Annotated in this window: 13 protein-coding genes; 1 reads left to right on the forward strand and 12 read right to left on the reverse strand. The window is 59.6% G+C overall.

Annotated elements, in window-relative coordinates; translation table 11 throughout:
* Positions 1-44 precede the first annotated feature (44 nt).
* The 6 genes from narI to AC2T6E_RS01765 form a co-directional block, all read right to left on the reverse strand.
* Positions 45-725 carry a respiratory nitrate reductase subunit gamma gene (narI, locus tag AC2T6E_RS01740; RefSeq protein WP_486690322.1) on the reverse strand — a complete coding sequence of 227 codons (681 nt, stop codon included), beginning with the start codon at positions 723-725 and terminating at the stop codon, positions 45-47.
* Positions 722-1,417 carry a nitrate reductase molybdenum cofactor assembly chaperone gene (narW, locus tag AC2T6E_RS01745; protein WP_108417388.1) on the reverse strand — a complete coding sequence of 232 codons (696 nt, stop codon included), beginning with the start codon at positions 1,415-1,417 and terminating at the stop codon, positions 722-724. The genes narI and narW overlap by 4 nt, the downstream gene beginning before the upstream one ends.
* Positions 1,417-2,961, reverse strand: coding sequence for a nitrate reductase subunit beta (gene narH / locus AC2T6E_RS01750; protein WP_089600055.1), 1,545 nt, complete (start codon positions 2,959-2,961; stop codon positions 1,417-1,419). The genes narW and narH overlap by 1 nt, the downstream gene beginning before the upstream one ends.
* On the reverse strand, positions 2,958-6,698 hold the full coding sequence (locus tag AC2T6E_RS01755) for a nitrate reductase subunit alpha (protein WP_108417389.1): 3,741 nt from the start codon (positions 6,696-6,698) through the stop codon (positions 2,958-2,960). Before AC2T6E_RS01755 ends, narH begins: the two co-directional genes overlap by 4 nt.
* 27 nt (positions 6,699-6,725) lie before the next feature.
* Complete coding sequence (locus AC2T6E_RS01760) at positions 6,726-8,114, reverse strand: NarK family nitrate/nitrite MFS transporter (RefSeq protein WP_486690325.1); 1,389 nt, start codon at positions 8,112-8,114, stop codon at positions 6,726-6,728.
* A gap of 209 nt (positions 8,115-8,323) precedes the next feature.
* On the reverse strand, positions 8,324-8,899 hold the full coding sequence (locus AC2T6E_RS01765) for a TetR family transcriptional regulator (protein WP_089600051.1): 576 nt from the start codon (positions 8,897-8,899) through the stop codon (positions 8,324-8,326).
* A gap of 117 nt (positions 8,900-9,016) precedes the next feature.
* Between AC2T6E_RS01765 and AC2T6E_RS01770 the strand changes: the two genes are divergently transcribed.
* Positions 9,017-10,504: an MFS transporter gene (locus AC2T6E_RS01770; RefSeq protein ID WP_010431424.1), complete on the forward strand. Its 1,488-nt coding sequence runs from the start codon at positions 9,017-9,019 to the stop codon at positions 10,502-10,504.
* 474 nt (positions 10,505-10,978) lie between these two features.
* On the opposite strand, the gene AC2T6E_RS01775 is transcribed toward AC2T6E_RS01770, so the two are convergent.
* Genes AC2T6E_RS01775 through AC2T6E_RS01800 form a run of 6 tightly spaced genes read right to left on the reverse strand, consistent with a single transcriptional unit; the run spans position 10,979 to position 16,471 of the window.
* On the reverse strand, positions 10,979-12,205 hold the full coding sequence (locus AC2T6E_RS01775) for a Zn-dependent hydrolase (protein ID WP_348552592.1): 1,227 nt from the start codon (positions 12,203-12,205) through the stop codon (positions 10,979-10,981).
* Positions 12,202-12,684, reverse strand: a complete 483-nt coding sequence (locus tag AC2T6E_RS01780; protein WP_046889613.1) for an L-2-amino-thiazoline-4-carboxylic acid hydrolase — start codon at positions 12,682-12,684, stop codon at positions 12,202-12,204. Before AC2T6E_RS01780 ends, AC2T6E_RS01775 begins: the two co-directional genes overlap by 4 nt.
* An 18-nt stretch (positions 12,685-12,702) precedes the next feature.
* Complete coding sequence (locus AC2T6E_RS01785; protein WP_126816280.1) at positions 12,703-13,860, reverse strand: branched-chain amino acid ABC transporter substrate-binding protein; 1,158 nt, start codon at positions 13,858-13,860, stop codon at positions 12,703-12,705.
* Positions 13,861-13,888: 28 nt separating this feature from the next.
* Positions 13,889-14,608: an ABC transporter ATP-binding protein gene (locus AC2T6E_RS01790; RefSeq protein ID WP_120158209.1), complete on the reverse strand. Its 720-nt coding sequence runs from the start codon at positions 14,606-14,608 to the stop codon at positions 13,889-13,891.
* Positions 14,601-15,368 (reverse strand): ABC transporter ATP-binding protein, encoded by a 768-nt coding sequence (locus AC2T6E_RS01795; protein ID WP_260662089.1) that lies wholly within the window; start codon positions 15,366-15,368, stop codon positions 14,601-14,603. The genes AC2T6E_RS01790 and AC2T6E_RS01795 overlap by 8 nt, the downstream gene beginning before the upstream one ends.
* Positions 15,365-16,471, reverse strand: a complete 1,107-nt coding sequence (locus AC2T6E_RS01800; protein WP_108417396.1) for a branched-chain amino acid ABC transporter permease — start codon at positions 16,469-16,471, stop codon at positions 15,365-15,367. Before AC2T6E_RS01800 ends, AC2T6E_RS01795 begins: the two co-directional genes overlap by 4 nt.
* Positions 16,472-16,475: the final 4 nt, after the last annotated feature.

Consider the following 16,475-nt stretch of genomic DNA (forward strand, 5'->3'; position numbering starts at 1 on the left):
AGCTGAACGTAGGTCGGGTAAGGCGTAGCCGCCACCCGACAAAATCAACGGCGCGATCTCACCACCTGATACCGACGGGTAAAATACTCAAACGGCGCGCTCCACACGTGCACCAGACGGGTGAACGGGAAGATCAGGAAGATCGTCATCCCCAGCACCAGATGAACGCGGAAGATCGGCGCCACGCCGCTCAGCATTTCTGATGAGCCTCCCTTAAACGTCACGATCCCCTGCGCCCAGCCCACCAGCTTCATCATTTCACTCCCGTCAGGATACTGCGCGGAGAAGGGGATGGTGGTCAGCCCCAAAATGCACTGGATCAGCAAAATGCTCATGATGATGATATCCGGCGTGGTGGACGTGGCGCGCACGCGCTGATTGAACAGGCGGCGGTAAAGCAGCATTGACCCGCCAATCAGCGTCAATACGCCACACACACCACCCGCCATCATCGCCAGCTGCTGCTTAACCGCGACGGGTAAAAACCAGGCGTACATCCAGTGCGGGGTTAACATGCCGAACAGGTGTCCGAAGAAAATCCCCAGGATCCCGATATGAAACAGGTTCGAGCCCCAGTTCATGCCGCGTTCGCTGAGCATCTGGCTCGACGAGGCGCGCCAGGTGTACTGCCCGTAGTCGTAGCGCAACCAGCTGCCGAGGAAAAAGACGGTGGCGCAGATGTAGGGGTAAATATCATAGAAAAATACGTTCAGGTAATGTGTCATTTTGGGCCTCCGGCGCTGACGTCCACGTACTGCGGCGCGACGTCCTGGCTAAAGCGTCGTTGATATTGCTGCATCGGCGAGCTGTCGCACGATGTGGCGTTGTCTTCGATAAACTTCACCTGTTCCTCTTCCCAGACGGCGTCCAGCGCCTGGCGGGAATCATCCCGTTTTTCACCGGACACCTGTGTCGCCACGCTGTCGCTGGAAAGCCGCGTACCCGCCAGCGCCAGCAGGGCATCAAACAGCTGGTAATGCGCTACGCCGCGCTGCTTCAGACGTCCTCCAATCAGCGCCAGGATCGGCGCGACATTTTGTAATCCTTCGCGCGCTTCGTCGTCGGTGACGATGCTGAGGTATTCCAGGTAGAGCGGCAGATAGTCCGGCAGCTCACGACAGTCGAGCTGTAGCCCGGCTTTCTCGTACTGGCTCATCAGGTCGACCATCGCCTGACCGCGATCGCGGGACTCGGCGTGAACGTGCTCGAACAGCAGCAGCGACGTTGCGCGACCGCGCTCAAAAACCTCGCACCACTCGGCCTGTTTATCCAGCAGCGGGGCGTTCAGATGCTGCCGGGTAAAAGGCAGCAGCGCGGGCGCGTCCTGCTCAATCAGCGAAAGCGCTTCGTCACGGCTTTCCCACAGGGTCTCATCGGGATACTCGATCAGCAGCGCGATGATTTTGAGGATCTGCATTATTCTCCCTCCCCATGTTCGCGCACCTCGGTGATGTTAATCGCGTCAATGCGGCTGCTGTTGAAGAGGTTGAATTTGGTGTCGGAGCCGTGGCAGCCGTCGCCAAAGGTGAAGCCGCAGCCGTTTTTCTCCGGGAAAGCGTCGCGCGCCATTTCACGGTGGCTGGTCGGGATCACGAAGCGATCTTCGTAATTGGCAATGGCCAGATAACGATACATCTCTTCAACCTGCGCTTCCGTCAGGCCCACTTCTTCAATGGCGCGGGTATCGGTCACGCCTTCCACGGTCTGGGAACGTTTGTAATGGCGCATCGCCATCATGCGTTTCAGGGCGCGCAGCACCGGGCCGGTATCGCCCGCGCTGAGCATGTTCGCCAGATACTGCACCGGAATGCGCAGGCTCTCTACGGCAGGAAGGACGCCGTCGCTCTGCGGCAGGCCGCCCGCATCGGCGTAGGACTGAATCGGTGACAGCGGCGGCACGTACCAGACCATCGGCAGGGTGCGGTATTCCGGATGTAGCGGCAGGGCCAGCTTCCAGTCCATCGCCATTTTGTAGACCGGTGAACGCTGGGCTGCGTCAATCACGTTCTGCGGAATACCCTGTTTCAGCGCTTCTTCAATCACCGCCGGGTCGTTCGGGTTCAAGAACACGTCGCACTGGCGCTCGTACAGATCGGTTTCATGCTCGGTGCTGGCCGCCTCTTCAATGCGGTCCGCGTCATACAGCAGCACGCCGAGGTAGCGGATGCGCCCGACGCAGGTTTCCGAGCAGACGGTCGGCTGGCCGGATTCAATGCGCGGATAGCAGAAGATGCATTTTTCTGATTTGCCGCTTTTCCAGTTGAAGTAGATTTTCTTGTACGGACAGCCGCTGATGCACAGACGCCAGCCGCGGCATTTGTCCTGGTCGATCAGCACAATGCCGTCCTCTTCACGCTTGTAAATCGCGCCGCTCGGGCAGGTCGCGGCACAGCTCGGGTTCAGGCAGTGCTCGCACAGACGCGGCAGGTACATCATGAAGGTGTTTTCAAACTGGCCGTACATCTCTTTCTGGATCTTCTGGAAGTTGCGGTCGCGGGCGCGTTTTTCGAACTCGCCGCCCAGCAGCTCTTCCCAGTTGGGCCCCCAGACGATTTTGTCCATCCGCTTGCCGTCAATCAGCGAGCGTGGGCGGGCGGTAGGGAGGTGATCGCCCTCCGGGGCGCGGTGGAGATCCTGATAGTCAAAGGTAAAGGGCTCGTAATAATCGTCAATCTGCGGCAGGACGGGGTTAGCGAAAATCTTCGACAGCACGCCCATTTTGCCGCCGAGGCGCGGCGTTAGCTTGCCGGTAATGCCGCGGATCCAGCCGCCTTGCCACTCCTCCTGATCTTCCCAATTTTTCGGGTAGCCGATGCCCGGTTTGGTTTCGACGTTGTTGAACCACGCATATTCCATGCCTTCACGCCCGGTCCAGACGTTCTTACAGGTGACCGAGCAGGTGTGGCAGCCAATGCATTTATCGAGGTTCAGAACCATGCCAACCTGTGAGCGTATTTTCATTTTTTCGCCTCCTGTACCTGATCCCGACCTTCGCCATCCAGCCAGTTAATGTTTTTCATTTTGCGGATCATGATGAACTCGTCGCGGTTAGAGCCGACGGTGCCGTAATAGTTGAAGCTGTACGCCAGCTGGGCGTAGCCGCCGATCATGTGCGTCGGTTTCGGGCAGACGCGGGTCACCGAGTTGTGGATCCCGCCGCGCCGTCCGGTCACCTCTGAACCCGGAATGTTCAGGATGCGCTCCTGGGCGTGGTACATCATCGTCATGCCCGGCGGCACGCGCTGGCTGACCACCGCGCGGGCGGTGAGGGCGCCGTTGGCGTTGAAGGCTTCGATCCAGTCGTTGTCCTCAATGCCCAGCTCGCGGGCGTCGGTTTCGCTGATCCAGACAATCGGCCCGCCGCGCGACAGGGTTTGCATCAGCAGGTTTTCGCTGTAGGTGGAGTGGATGCCCCATTTCTGGTGCGGCGTCAGGAAGTTCAGCGCTTTTTCCGGGAAGCCGTTTGGCGGGATCTCGCGCATATGGGTAACGCTTCGGGTATCAATCGGCGGACGGTAGGCCACCAGGCTCTCTCCGAAGGCGCGCATCCACGCGTGGTCCTGATAAAGCTGCTGACGACCGGAAAGGGTACGCCACGGGATCAGCTCGTGCACGTTGGTGTAGCCCGCGTTGTAGGAGACATGCTCGCTCTCAAGTCCGGACCAGGTCGGGCTGGAGATGATTTTGCGCGGCTGCGCCTGGATATCGCGGAAGCGGATCTTCTCGTCTTCTTTGTTCAGCGCCAGATGGGTGTGATCGCGCCCGGTCAGTTCGCCGAGCGCTTCCCAGGCTTTCACCGCCACCTGACCGTTGGTTTCCGGTGCCAGAGCGAGGATCACCTCGGAGGCGTCAATAGCGGTTTCAATGCGCGGCCGGCCTTTCGCCGGGCCGTCGAGCTTGACGTAGTTCAGCTTGCCGAGGAAATCGACCTCGTTCTGCGTGTTCCACGATATGCCTTTTCCGCCGTTGCCGAGCTTATCCATTAGCGGACCGAGAGAGGTGAAGCGTTCGTAGGTTTCCGGGTAGTTACGCTCGACGACCGCAATGTTCGGCGCCGTTTTGCCAGGGATCAGATCGCATTCGCCTTTGCGCCAGTCCTGAATATCAAACGGCTGCGACAGCTCCGCCGGGGAGTCGTGCTGCAGCGGCTGCAGCACCACGTCGGTTTCGGTGCCCAGATGCCCGACGCAGACCTCGGAGAAGACTTTGGCGATGCCTTTGTAGATCTCCCAGTCGCTGCGGGACTCCCACGCCGGGTCGACGGCGGCGGAGAGCGGATGAATAAAGGGATGCATATCCGAAGTATTCATGTCGTCTTTTTCATACCAGGTGGCGGTGGGCAGGACGATATCCGAGAACAGGCAGGTGCTGGACATGCGGAAGTCGAGCGTGACCAGCAGGTCGAGCTTGCCCTCGATGGCGGTGGTCTGCCACTCCACCTCTTCAGGCTTCACGTCATCGGTAGAGCCGAGATCCTCGCCCTGAATGCCGCTCTCGGTGCCGAGCAGGTATTTCAGCATGTACTCGTGGCCTTTCCCGGACGAGCCGAGCAGGTTAGAGCGCCAGACGAACAGGTTGCGGGGATGGTTCTTACCGTTGTCGGGCTGCTCGCAGGCGAAGCGGATATCGCCCGATTTTAACGCCTGAACGGTGTAATCCTGCGGGGACATCCCAGCGGCGTCGGCGCGCACCTTAACGTGCAGCGGGTTAAGATTGAGCTGCGGGGCCGACGGCAGCCAGCCCATGCGTTCGGCGCGGACGTTGAAATCAATCAGGTGGCCAGTGAATTTCGAGGCGTCCGCCAGCGGAGAGAGCAGCTCCTGCGCGGTCAGCTTCTCGTAGCGCCACTGGCTGGCGTGGTTGTAGAAGAATGACGTGCTGTTCATCTGGCGCGGCGGACGGTTCCAGTCCAGCGCGAAGGCCAGCGGCAGCCAGCCGGTTTGTGGGCGCAGCTTCTCCTGGCCGACATAGTGTGACCAGCCGCCGCCGCTCTGCCCGACGCAGCCGCAGAAGACCAGCATGTTGATCATCCCCCGGTAGTTCATGTCCATGTGGTACCAGTGGTTCACCCCGGCACCCAGAATGATCATTGAGCGACCGTGCGTTTTGTGCGCCGTGTCGGCAAACTCGCGGGCAATTTTTTCGATCAGATAAGCGGGCACGCCGGTAATCTGCTCGCCCCAGGCCGGGGTGTAGGCTTTGATTTCACCGTAGTGTGCTGCTGCGTTGTTGTCTTCCAGACCGCGATCGAGACCGTAGTTAGCCAGCACCAGATCGTAAACGCTGACCACCCGTTTCTCGCTGCCGTCGGCGAGCGTCAGGGTTTTGCTCGGCACGCGGCGCGTCAGCACCGGCTCCTGCTTCACGCTGCGGAAATGCGGATTTTCGTTGCCGCCAAAGTAGGGGAAGGCGACGTCGGCAACGCTGTCGTGGGTAACGAGCAAAGAAAGCGTCAGTTCGGTTTCGTGGCCCGCAGCCTGCGGCTCCAGGTTCCATTTGCCTTTTTCTCCCCAGCGAAAACCAATCGATCCGTTTGGCACCACCAGGTTCCCGGCAATGTCAAAGGCGACGGTCTTCCATTCAGGGTTATTGGCTTCACCCAGCCCGTCGACAAGGTCCGAGGCGCGCAGCATGCGTCCCGGCACCACGCGACCGTCTTCCTGCTCGTCGAGCAGCACCAGCATCGGCATGTCGGTATAGCGGCGACAGTAGTTGAGGAAGTAGTCGCTGGGGTTATCGAGGTGGAACTCTTTGAGGATCACGTGGCCCATCGCCATGGCGAGGGCGCTGTCGGTGCCCTGTTTGGGGGCCAGCCACTGGTCGCTCAGCTTCGCGACCTCCGAGAAGTCCGGCGTGATGGCGACGGTTTTGGTGCCTTTGTAGCGCACCTCGGTGAAAAAGTGGGCGTCCGGGGTACGGGTCTGCGGCACGTTCGAGCCCCAGGCAATAATATAGCTGGAGTTGTACCAGTCGGCGGACTCAGGCACGTCGGTCTGCTCGCCCCAGGTCATCGGCGAAGCCGGAGGCAGGTCGCAGTACCAGTCATAGAAGCTCAGGCAGGTGCCGCCCAGCAGGGAAAGATAGCGCGTGCCGGCGGCGTAGGAGACCATCGACATTGCCGGGATAGGGGAGAAACCCGCCACCCGGTCCGGGCCATAATTTTTGATGGTCCAGACGTTGGCGGCGGCGATCAGCTGGTTTAGCTCTTTCCAGTTCGAGCGGATAAATCCGCCGTGTCCGCGCGCCTGCCGGTAGCTCTGCGCCTTTTGCGGATCGCTCTGGATGGCGTCCCAGGCCAGCACCGGATCGGTATGCTGCGCCAGCGCCTCGCGCCAGAGCTCAATTAACGTGCGGCGCACCAGCGGGTATTTGAGGCGGTTGGCGCTGTAGAGATACCAGGAGTAGCTCGCCCCACGCGGACAGCCGCGCGGCTCGTGGTTGGGCAGGTCAGGGCGGGTGCGCGGATAGTCGGTCTGCTGGGTTTCCCAGGTCACCAGGCCGTTTTTGACGTAAATCTTCCAGCTGCAGGAGCCGGTACAGTTTACGCCGTGGGTGGAGCGCACAATCTTGTCGAACTGCCAGCGCTGACGGTAGCTGTCCTCCCAGTCGCGGTTGGTGTGGTATACCTGCCCGTGCCCGTTGGCGAAGCTGTCCCCCTTTGTTTTGAAATAACGAAAGCGATCCAACAGTTTGCTCATGACATTTCTCCTGCTTCGGACGTGTAGTTATTCTTTTTTTGCGGATTTGCGGCCATACACCAGCCAGGTAACAAGCACGCAGACGATGTAAAACACGAGGAACACCTTCATGGCGCCGACCGGCGATCCGGTCATCGCCAGCGAGGTGCCAAAGGCTTTGGGAATGAAGAACCCGCCAACGGCGCCGATAGCGGAGATAAAGCCCAGCGCGGCGGCGGTCTCCGTCACCGCTTCGTGCTGCGCCTGCTCGTCCGTGCCGCCCTGCTTTTTGACGCGGTCGAGAGTGATTTGGCGGAAAATAATCGCGATCATCTGGAAGGTCGATCCGCTGCCCAGCCCGGCGGTGAGGAACAGTCCCATAAAGACCAGATAGAACGCGACAAAGCTACTGGAGCCAGAGCCGGGCAGCGTCAGGAAGATCAGGGCGCTAAAGACGGCCATAAAGACGAAGTTAATCAGCGTGACCCGCACGCCGCCCAGTTTGTCAGAGATCATCCCGCCCGCTGAACGCGCCAGCGCACCGATAAGTGGACCAAAGAAGGCGAGGTGCAGGATGTTGACGTCCGGAAACTGAGTTTTTGACAGCATGGCAAAGCCCGCCGAGAAGCCGATAAACGAGCCGAATGTCGCCAGATAGAGCAGGCTCAGCAGCCAGAGGTGAAAGCGCTTCAGCACCGGGAGCTGGCTGGCAATAGAAGCCTTAGAGCTGGCAATATCGTTCATGCCAAAAAAAGCCGCAAGGGTTGCCAGCAGCAGCAGCGGCGCCCAGATCCATGCTGCATTGGCCAGCCATATCGTCGAGCCATCTTCCTGCGGCACGCCGTGCACGCCGAGGAAAGTGAACATCGGCAGAAATATCACCAAGGGTGCGACCAGCTGCATCACGCTGACGCCCAGGTTGCCGAGCCCGCCGTTAATGCCGAGCGCGCTGCCCTGTTTTGCCTTGGGGAAGAAGAAGCTGATGTTGCCCATGCTGGAGGCAAAGTTGGCACCTGCAAAGCCGCAGAGCAGGGCAATCACGATAAAGACCCAGTAAGGCGTCGCGGTGGTCTGAATGGCAATTCCCAGCCAGACGCAGGGAATAATCAGGATGACGGTACTCAATACCGTCCAGTATCGTCCGCCAAATATGGGCACCATAAACGAATAGGGGACGCGCAATATCGCGCCGGAGAGAGAAGGTAATGCCGTTAGCATAAAAAGTTGATCGGTGGTGAAATTAAATCCGACTTTATTGAGATTGACCGCGATTGCGCTAAACAGCATCCATACGCAAAAGGCCAGCAGTAAACATGCCACCGAGATCCACAGATTTCTTTGCGCGATATGTTTGCCTTTATTCTCCCAAAATTGCGCGTTTTCAGGTTTCCAGTTACTTAAAAGATGCGGGTTACTCTTTTCACTTTGTGGTGACATATCGCCCTCTTGCTTGCCATAATGGAGAGAAAAACGAAGTGAAAACAAAAAGATAAATGAGAGTGGGGACTAGGGTTTATTGGATGTTTTGGGATACATCTGAAAGGATAGATAAAAAAGCGAACCCCTGAGATTAGAATGGGATTAAGGGGTCGCTTAATGTGTTACTAATTGTAAAACGCACAGGAGTTAATACTCCGGAAGGGGTATTAAAACAATTCCAGCGTAATGAGTTTATCGAGATGCTTATTAAAGGCCGCGTCGTCCATCTCCGGCATATTTAATATGTAAATGCCGTCCAGCCCGCACACCAGCCCTATCAAACGCCAGGCAATATTTTCTGCACGGTCAGTCAGCGTAAATTCGCTGGCGTCCGCCCCGGCACGAATAATGGCAACGGTCTCCTGGTGCCACATCTCCATTGTCAGTACGTAAGCGCCTTTTATTTCGGCATCCCGAATGGCCAGAATTTGGGCTTCACGCCACAGACGAATGTAGGGTTCAAACCTGCCGTCATCGCTGCCGAGCATGGCATGCAGCCGCTCGCGCCAGCTGGCGTTTTCGTCCAACGCGTCGGCATCCAGCAGCTCGCGGATCAGGCGAACAAAGGCCAGCGACTTTAGCTCTCCACCGGAGGTGAAGTGGTGGTGAACCTGTCCTGTCGCCACGCTGGCTTCAGCGGCAATACGGCGCACCGTCATGGCCGCCAGTCCTTCGGCGAGGGCCACGCGCATGGCGGCCTGTAGGATGGCTTCACGCCGCTCGTCCTTGCTCAGATAACGCATGTTTTTCTCACTCTCAATGGGGGCGAAACGAGTGTAACAAAAAGCTGGACATGCGTTCAACTTTACGTAGGATCGCATCCTGGACATGTGTCCATGTTTTAAAAGAAAAGGAAATTTATGTTTCGTCAGTGGTTAGCGTTAGTGATTATCGTGCTGGTGTATATCCCGGTGGCGATCGACGCGACGGTGCTGCACGTGGCGGCGCCGACATTGAGCATGACGCTGGGCGCCAGCGGCAATGAATTACTGTGGATCATCGACATTTACTCGCTGGTGATGGCGGGAATGGTACTGCCGATGGGGGCGCTGGGTGACCGCATTGGTTTTAAACGATTGCTCATGATTGGCAGCACGCTGTTTGGCCTGTCCTCGCTGGCGGCGGCGTTTGCGCCTTCTGCGGGCTGGCTGATTGCGGCGCGCGCCTCGCTGGCAATAGGCGCAGCGATGATAATTCCGGCTACGCTTGCCGGGATCCGCACGCTGTTTGTCGACGCGAAGGATCGCAACATCGCGCTCGGCGTCTGGGCGGCCGTGGGATCCGGCGGCGCGGCATTTGGCCCGCTGATTGGCGGTATGTTGCTGGAACACTTCTACTGGGGTTCAGTGTTTTTGATCAACGTGCCAATCGTGCTTATTGTTGTCACGCTTGCGGCGCGCTTTGTTCCCCGGCAGCAGGGGCGGCCTGAGCAGCCGTTGAACATTAGCCATGCGATCATGCTGATCGTGGCGATTTTACTGCTGGTCTACAGCGCTAAAACCGCGTTGAAAGGCGTGCTGTCGCCGTGGCTGGTGGCCTGTACGCTGCTGACTGGCGCGGTGATGCTGTTTATTTTCGTGCGCATTCAGCTCCGCGCCCGCGTGCCGATGATCGACATGCGCCTGTTTTGCCACCGCATCATTTTAAGCGGCGTGGTGATGGCGATGACGGCGATGATCGCGCTGGTGGGGTTTGAACTGCTGATGGCGCAGGAGCTGCAGTTTGTTCATGGCTTTACGCCGTTTGAGGCGGGCATGTTTATGCTGCCGCTGATGGTGGCCAGCGGGTTTAGCGGCCCGATAGCGGGTGTACTGGTGGGACGTCTCGGTCTGCGTCTTGTGGCGGCAGGGGGGATGGGGCTGAGCGCGGTCAGTTTTATCGGCCTGTCGATGCTGGATTTCAGCACTCAGCAGCTTCTGGCGTCTGCCCTGATGGTTCTGCTCGGCTTTAGCGCGGCCAGCGCGCTGCTGGCCTCGACCTCTGCGATTATGGCCGCTGCGCCAAAAGAGAAAGCGGCTGCTGCAGGGGCGATTGAAACCATGTCCTACGAGCTGGGCGCGGGGCTGGGGATCGCCATTTTCGGCCTGCTGTTAACCCGCAGCTTCTCGGCGTCGATTGAGCTGCCGCAGGGGCTGAACCCGTCGCTTGCAGATAAAGCCTCGTCATCTATCGGTGAAGCGGTGAAGGTGGCGCAGGATCTGGCACCGTCACTGGCGGAGTCGGTGATTGAGGCGGCGAAAACGGCGTTTATCACCTCCCACAGCGTAGCGCTCGGCAGCGCGGGAGCGATGCTGCTGATGCTGGCGACAGGGATTTGGTTTAGCCTGGCGAAGGTGCCGAAGCCGTAAAACCCGCCAGGTTTGTCCCCTCTCCCTGTGGGCTGAAGGTTCCCCACAAAATAATTCCTGCACGGACGACCCCCTCTCCCTTGAGGGAGAGGGCTGGGGTGAGGGGGACATACGGCTCTGGTGGTCATTCCGTTCACTTTATGTTCCTTGCTACTCTGCAACGTCATGACCGGTGAACGTGCCAGGGTGGCTCAATCGCCACCACCCTGGCGACCCGGGCTCCCGGCGGTAAATCGCCGCTTCGCGGTGCCCTCGGCTTATTCCTTCCGGCTTATCGGGGACGGGCGGAGGCAACGTCCCTGTAAAGCCCGCCCTCTCGGCGCATCCCTGCGCCTCGCCCCGGCCTGCAGGAAACGCCTCAGCGATTTACAGCCGGACCAGGGCATCGCTGAAAGCCTCAGTCGTTCTGAAACAACGTTATTGCTTCTGTTTAAAATTACTGGGGGTTCGAGGGCATCAGGCCGCGGTAATGGCCTAGATTTCCTGCGCAGCGGCCAACACGCTGTGCAACAGCACATTTGCCCCTTTCTCTGACCACTCCGGCAGGATCCTTTCCGCTTCGTTATGGCTGATGCCTTTCTCGCAGGGGATAAAGATCATGCTGGCCGGGGCGATTTTGCTGACATAACAGGTGTCATGCCCGGCACCCGAAACCATCGGTTTAGACGAGTAGCCCAGCGCCGCCACGGCGCGTTCCGTGCGGGCCAGACACGCCGCGTTAAACGCAATCGGCGCGTAGTCAAAAATGCGCTCGACGTTAGCCATCACGCCACGGGCGGCCAGGCTTTCCGCAGCCTGATGCAGCGCCACCTCCATCGCTTCCAGCGCATCCTGCTCCGGATGGCGGAACTCCACGCTACACACGACGCGAGACGGCACCACGTTGCGCGAGTTCGGCGTGACCTCCGCCATGCCGATCGTCGCACGACCGTCCGGCGCATGCCGATAGCCAATCTCTTCCACCTTCAGCGCCAGCTCGGCAAACGCGGTTAACGCATCGCGTCGGCTGTGCATAGGCGTGGTGCCCGCATGCGCGGCGAAACCCTCCAGTGCGATCGTAAACCAGCGCTGGCCCATGGCCGCACGCACCAGACCGATATCGATGGATTCATCTTCCAGAATCGGTCCCTGCTCAATGTGCAGTTCATAGCAGGCGTGGACCGGAAAAGCGCGGGCCGGGATTTCGCCGCGATAACCGATCGCCTCAAGCGCCTCGCGTACCGTTACTCGCTTGCTGTCCATCCGGGCGTAGGCAAAATCTTCGGAAAGCTGGCCTGCCCAAACGCCTGATGCGAGCATCGCCGGGGCAAAGCGCGCGCCTTCCTCGTTGGTCCAGTTCACCAGCACAATGTCGCGCTCGGTTTGTACGTTGTTATCGTTCAGCGTCCGCAGCAGCTCAAGCCCGGCCAGCACGCCGTAGATACCATCGTAGTTGCCGCCGAGGGGTTGCGAATCGACGTGCGAGCCGGTCATCACCGGCGCAAGCGCCGGGTTTGTACCCGCGCGGCGAATAAACATATTGCCCATGCTGTCGACGTCGCAGGTGAGGCCCGCCTCCAGCGCCCAGTCGCGCAGCAGGTTACGCGCGATGCGATCCTCCTCGCTCAGGGCCAGACGGGTAACGCCACCGGCGGGCGTGCCGCCGATCTGCGCCATCATCTCCAGCGTTGTCCACAGACGCTCAGCGTTGACCCGAATCATGCCGTGTCCTTTTTACTGCGGTAGCGGAAGTCACAGCACGAGCCGCCCTGCATGATGGTGGTGGTGCGCGTCAGCTCCACGTCCGGCGCGTAGCCCACAATAAATTTCTCATCGCGCGCGCAGGAAAGCAGGTGACCGATTTCACCCAGCCCCATCTCGTGGTACATCTCGGCGTAGCGGCAGCGGGTCACGTTGTAGTTGTACTGCTGGTCGTCAGCGTCGATCACCTTAACCTCAAGGGCATTATCTTTCTCCCACAGGTACTGCAGGGCGATAAAGCTCTTTACGTCCGCACCGTCGGGCTCTTTGCTGGCAAACGCTTTGCCTGCGTCAATCGCGGCCTGCTCAATGGCCTCGCCAATGACCGCCTGCGCGCGGGTTTTTCCTATCTCCCGCACCAGGATTTCATAGATTGGCTTAATAATTTCTGCTTCAATTTTGCGGCGGGCGAGAATGCCCAGCTCATTATTATCACTCATCACATTGCCTCACTGCGGTTACTTGTCTTTCGCGCCGCCCAGCACGGTCTGCGGCTGCCACTTGCCGTCAACGACTTTGTAGACCGTGAACGACGGTGATTTCAGGTTGCCTTCTTTATCAAATGCGATCTGTCCGGTCACGCCCGAATAGCTGATGGCGCGCAGGGCAGGCAGATACTCGGTCGGATCGACGGAGTCGGCTTTTTCCATGGCTGCAACCAGCACGCGGGTGGCGTCATAGGCGAACGGGGCGTGCAGTTCAATATGCGTGTGGTAGCGCGCCTGGTAGGCTTGCTCAAACGCCTTACCGCCCGGCATTTGCTCAACCGGCAGGCCCGGTTCGAGGGCGACTACGCCTTCGCCTTCCTTCTGCGCCAGCTGAAGGAACGTCTGGCTGACGAAGCCGCCTGCGCCCATCAGCGTGGCGTTCATGCCCAGCTGTTTGATACGGCGCGCCAGCGGTGCTGCCTGGCTGTCAACGCCGCCAAAGAAGATCAGATCGGCGTTTTTGCTGCGAATGGCGGTCAGCACGGCGCTGAAGTCCACGGTTTTATCATCGACGTACTGACGGTCGACAATCTTCACGCCCTGAGCGTCCAGCGATTTGATAAATTCGTCCGCCAGACCCTGACCAAAGGCGGTACGGTCGTCGATCACCGCAATGCGTTTGGCTTTCAGCGTATTGACCGCGTACTGACCGGCAAACTGCCCGCCGTCATCGTCATGGCCCATTACGCGGAAGCTAGTGTCAAAGCCCTGTTTGGTATAGGCGTGCCCGGTTGCTACCGGGGCCACCTGTGCGATGCCCGCATCGTGATAAACGCGCGCGGCCGGAATGCTGGTGCCGGTATTCCAGTGCCCAACGACGCCCGCCACGCCGCTGTCCACCAGACGCTGCGCCACGGCAACGGCGGTGCGCGGGTCAGACTGATCGTCTTCGGACTGCAGCTTGAAGGTCACCGCTTTGCCGCCGATGGTCGGGTGCTGCTTGTTGATGTCGTCAATGGCCAGCTGCGCACCGTTTTCCAGATCTTTACCGATACGGGCAGACGGGCCGGTGAGCGGGCCCGCCAGGCCGATGGTCACGGTTTCGCTGCCAGCGGCCCACGCGGCCGTCGAGGCAAAACCGCTGAGGAGAATAGCGGCGCTGAGCGCACTGATTTTTACTGTTTTCATTATATTTCCCTGATGTTGGCTGGTGTGGTTAAACGGGCATTTCGCCCAGGTAAATCTGTGCAATCTGGTCGTCATTGAGCAGCGCTTTCGACTCGCCATGATGGACAATGCTGCCGCTGTCCATCACCCACGCGCTGTCGGTCACTTCAAGCGCGAGCCTGGCGTTTTGCTCGATCAGAAGGAGGGCGACGCCGCGTTCGCGCAGGCCGCCGATAACGGCAAAAATGTTCTCAACCATCTTCGGGGCAAGGCCCATCGACGGTTCGTCGAGGATCAGCAGACGCGGGCGGCTGAGCAGGGCGCGGTTAAGCGCCAGCAGCTGTTGCTCACCGCCGGAAAGCAGGCCAGCGAGCTGATGCTGGCGCTCCCCAAGTCGCGGGAAGCGCTCGAAAATGTCATTCATCTCTTGCCTGACGGTGACAGTGTCACGCCTGAGCCAGGCACCCATCTGCAGGTTTTCCAGTACCGTCATTCGGGCGAAGATCCCACGTCCTTCCGGGACCATAACCAACCCGTCCCGGAGCAGGGATTCGGGCCTGTGCTTACGTACCGTTTTACCGTTGAATTCAATACTGCCGCTAAAGTTTTCCAGCCCGGTGATGGCGCGGACGGTGGAGCTTTTTCCTGCGCCGTTAGCGCCGATGAGCGTAGCCTGTTCGCCCTCGCGCAGAGTAAAAGAGACATCGCGTACGGCCTGAATACCGCCATAATGCACGTCCAGACGTTCAACCTTCAGTAATTCAGACATGGGCGTTGCCTCCAAGCCAGGCGGCAATCACTGCCGGGTCGCGCCGCACGCTCTCCGGCGTGCCGCTGGCGAGCGTTTTGCCGTAATCAAGCACCGTCAGGCGATCGCAGATGCCCATCACCAGCTTGACGTCGTGTTCGATCATCAGCAGGGTTCTGCCGTCGTCACGAATACGCGTCAGCAGTTCACCGAGCGCCACTTTTTCCGCCGCGTTCATCCCGGCGGCGGGTTCGTCCAGCGCCAGCAGGAGCGGATCCGTTGCCAGCGCCCGGGCAATTTCGAGACGTCGCTGATGCCCGTAGGCCAGGTCGCAGGCGCGATAGTGGGCAAACTTGGCAATGCCGGTGTATTCCAGCCAGTGCCACGCCTGCTCGCGCGTTTCGGCTTCTTCTTTACGGGCGCGCCCGTTGCGGCTCAGCGCCGCCCATAAACCGTTGCGGGTGCGCACGTGGCGACCCACCATGACGTTTTCCAGTACCGACATCTCGTTAAACAGCCTGATGTTCTGAAACGTGCGGGCGATCCCGGCGGCGGTGACTTTTTCAATCTGTTTCGGGTAATAGGGCTTATCGGCAATGGTGAACTCACCGCTGTCCGCCGGATACAGCCCGGTAATCAGGTTGAAACAGGTGGTTTTGCCCGCGCCGTTAGGGCCAATCAGGCCGTAGATTTCGCCTTTATTCACGGTGAGCGAAACGTCATCCACGGCGGTCAGCCCGCCGAAGCGCTTGGACATATTGCGTACAGTTAACAGGCTCATGCTTTCACCTCCTTGTGGCGCACCGGCCAGATGCCTGAAGGACGAACCAGCATCACCAGCACCAGCGCCAGACCGTAGAACAGCTGGCGTAAAATTTCCGGGTCGACCAGCACCGTGCCAAACAGCGCCTGCTGAACGGGCGCGGCCTGGCTGCGCAGCAGCTCCGGCAGGGCCGTCAGGAGCACCGCGCCGAGGATCACGCCGGGGATATGCCCCATACCGCCCAGCACGACCATCGCCAGTACGGCAATGGATTCCTGCAAGGTAAACGACTCCGGTGAGACAAAGCCCTGAAACGCGCCGAACAGGGCACCCGCCACGCCGCCAAACGAGGCGCCCATGGCAAAGGCCAGCAGCTTGTAGTTGCGCACGTTGATGCCCATCGCGAGGGCCACGTCTTCATCTTCACGAATGGCGTGCCAGGCGCGACCAATGCGCGAATGCTGCAGGCGCAGGCAGACAAACACAATCGCCACAATCACCAGCATCAGCAGGTAGTACCACAGCCACAGGGCGGGCACTTTGAAGCCAAACCAGTGATATACGCCGCTGAACTTCAGGCCGAACAGGTTCAGGGTATCGACGCCGGTAATGCCCTTTGCGCCGTTGGTGATGTTCACCGGACGGTCGAGGTTACGCATCAGGATGCGGATGATTTCGCCAAAGCCGAGGGTCACTATCGCCAGGTAATCCCCGCGCAGCTTCAGCGTGGGTGCGCCAAGCATAATGCCGCACACCGCGGCAACCAGAGCCGCTATGGGAATAATCAGCAGCCAGGAGGTGTGCAGCCCCTCCGGGAACCAGACGGTGAGGATCGGGAATACCTCTGACAGGTGCGGGGAGGCAAGCAGGGCGGCCAGATAGGCACCGACCGCGTAAAAAGCGATAAAGCCCATGTCCAGCAGGCCCGTGTAGCCGACCACGATGTTAAGCCCCAGCGCCAGCATGATGTAAAGCAGGGCAAAGTCGATAACCCGCACCCAGTAGTTGCCGCCAATCTGGCTGGCGACCACGGGCGCAATCAGCAGCGCGAGGCAGAACAGCGTTATGCCGGACCAGAACGTGCGCGTCGCGGTCGGCGTTTGGAGTTGTACGGTTGTCATAGTG

The organism is Enterobacter sp. B79-1 (assembly GCF_057444735.1).

Excerpts from the sequence above, each read along its gene's own strand:
- narI (WP_486690322.1), bottom strand. The coding sequence starts at position 725 with ATGACACATTACCTGAACGTATTTTTCTATGATATTTACCCCTACATC.
- narW (WP_108417388.1), bottom strand. The coding sequence starts at position 1,417 with ATGCAGATCCTCAAAATCATCGCGCTGCTGATCGAGTATCCCGATGAG.
- narH (WP_089600055.1), bottom strand. The coding sequence starts at position 2,961 with ATGAAAATACGCTCACAGGTTGGCATGGTTCTGAACCTCGATAAATGC.
- AC2T6E_RS01755 (WP_108417389.1), bottom strand. The coding sequence starts at position 6,698 with ATGAGCAAACTGTTGGATCGCTTTCGTTATTTCAAAACAAAGGGGGAC.
- AC2T6E_RS01760 (WP_486690325.1), bottom strand. The coding sequence starts at position 8,114 with ATGTCACCACAAAGTGAAAAGAGTAACCCGCATCTTTTAAGTAACTGG.
- AC2T6E_RS01765 (WP_089600051.1), bottom strand. The coding sequence starts at position 8,899 with ATGCGTTATCTGAGCAAGGACGAGCGGCGTGAAGCCATCCTACAGGCC.
- AC2T6E_RS01770 (WP_010431424.1), top strand. The coding sequence starts at position 9,017 with ATGTTTCGTCAGTGGTTAGCGTTAGTGATTATCGTGCTGGTGTATATC.
- AC2T6E_RS01775 (WP_348552592.1), bottom strand. The coding sequence starts at position 12,205 with ATGATTCGGGTCAACGCTGAGCGTCTGTGGACAACGCTGGAGATGATG.
- AC2T6E_RS01780 (WP_046889613.1), bottom strand. The coding sequence starts at position 12,684 with ATGAGTGATAATAATGAGCTGGGCATTCTCGCCCGCCGCAAAATTGAA.
- AC2T6E_RS01785 (WP_126816280.1), bottom strand. The coding sequence starts at position 13,860 with ATGAAAACAGTAAAAATCAGTGCGCTCAGCGCCGCTATTCTCCTCAGC.
- AC2T6E_RS01790 (WP_120158209.1), bottom strand. The coding sequence starts at position 14,608 with ATGTCTGAATTACTGAAGGTTGAACGTCTGGACGTGCATTATGGCGGT.
- AC2T6E_RS01795 (WP_260662089.1), bottom strand. The coding sequence starts at position 15,368 with ATGAGCCTGTTAACTGTACGCAATATGTCCAAGCGCTTCGGCGGGCTG.
- AC2T6E_RS01800 (WP_108417396.1), bottom strand. The coding sequence starts at position 16,471 with ATGACAACCGTACAACTCCAAACGCCGACCGCGACGCGCACGTTCTGG.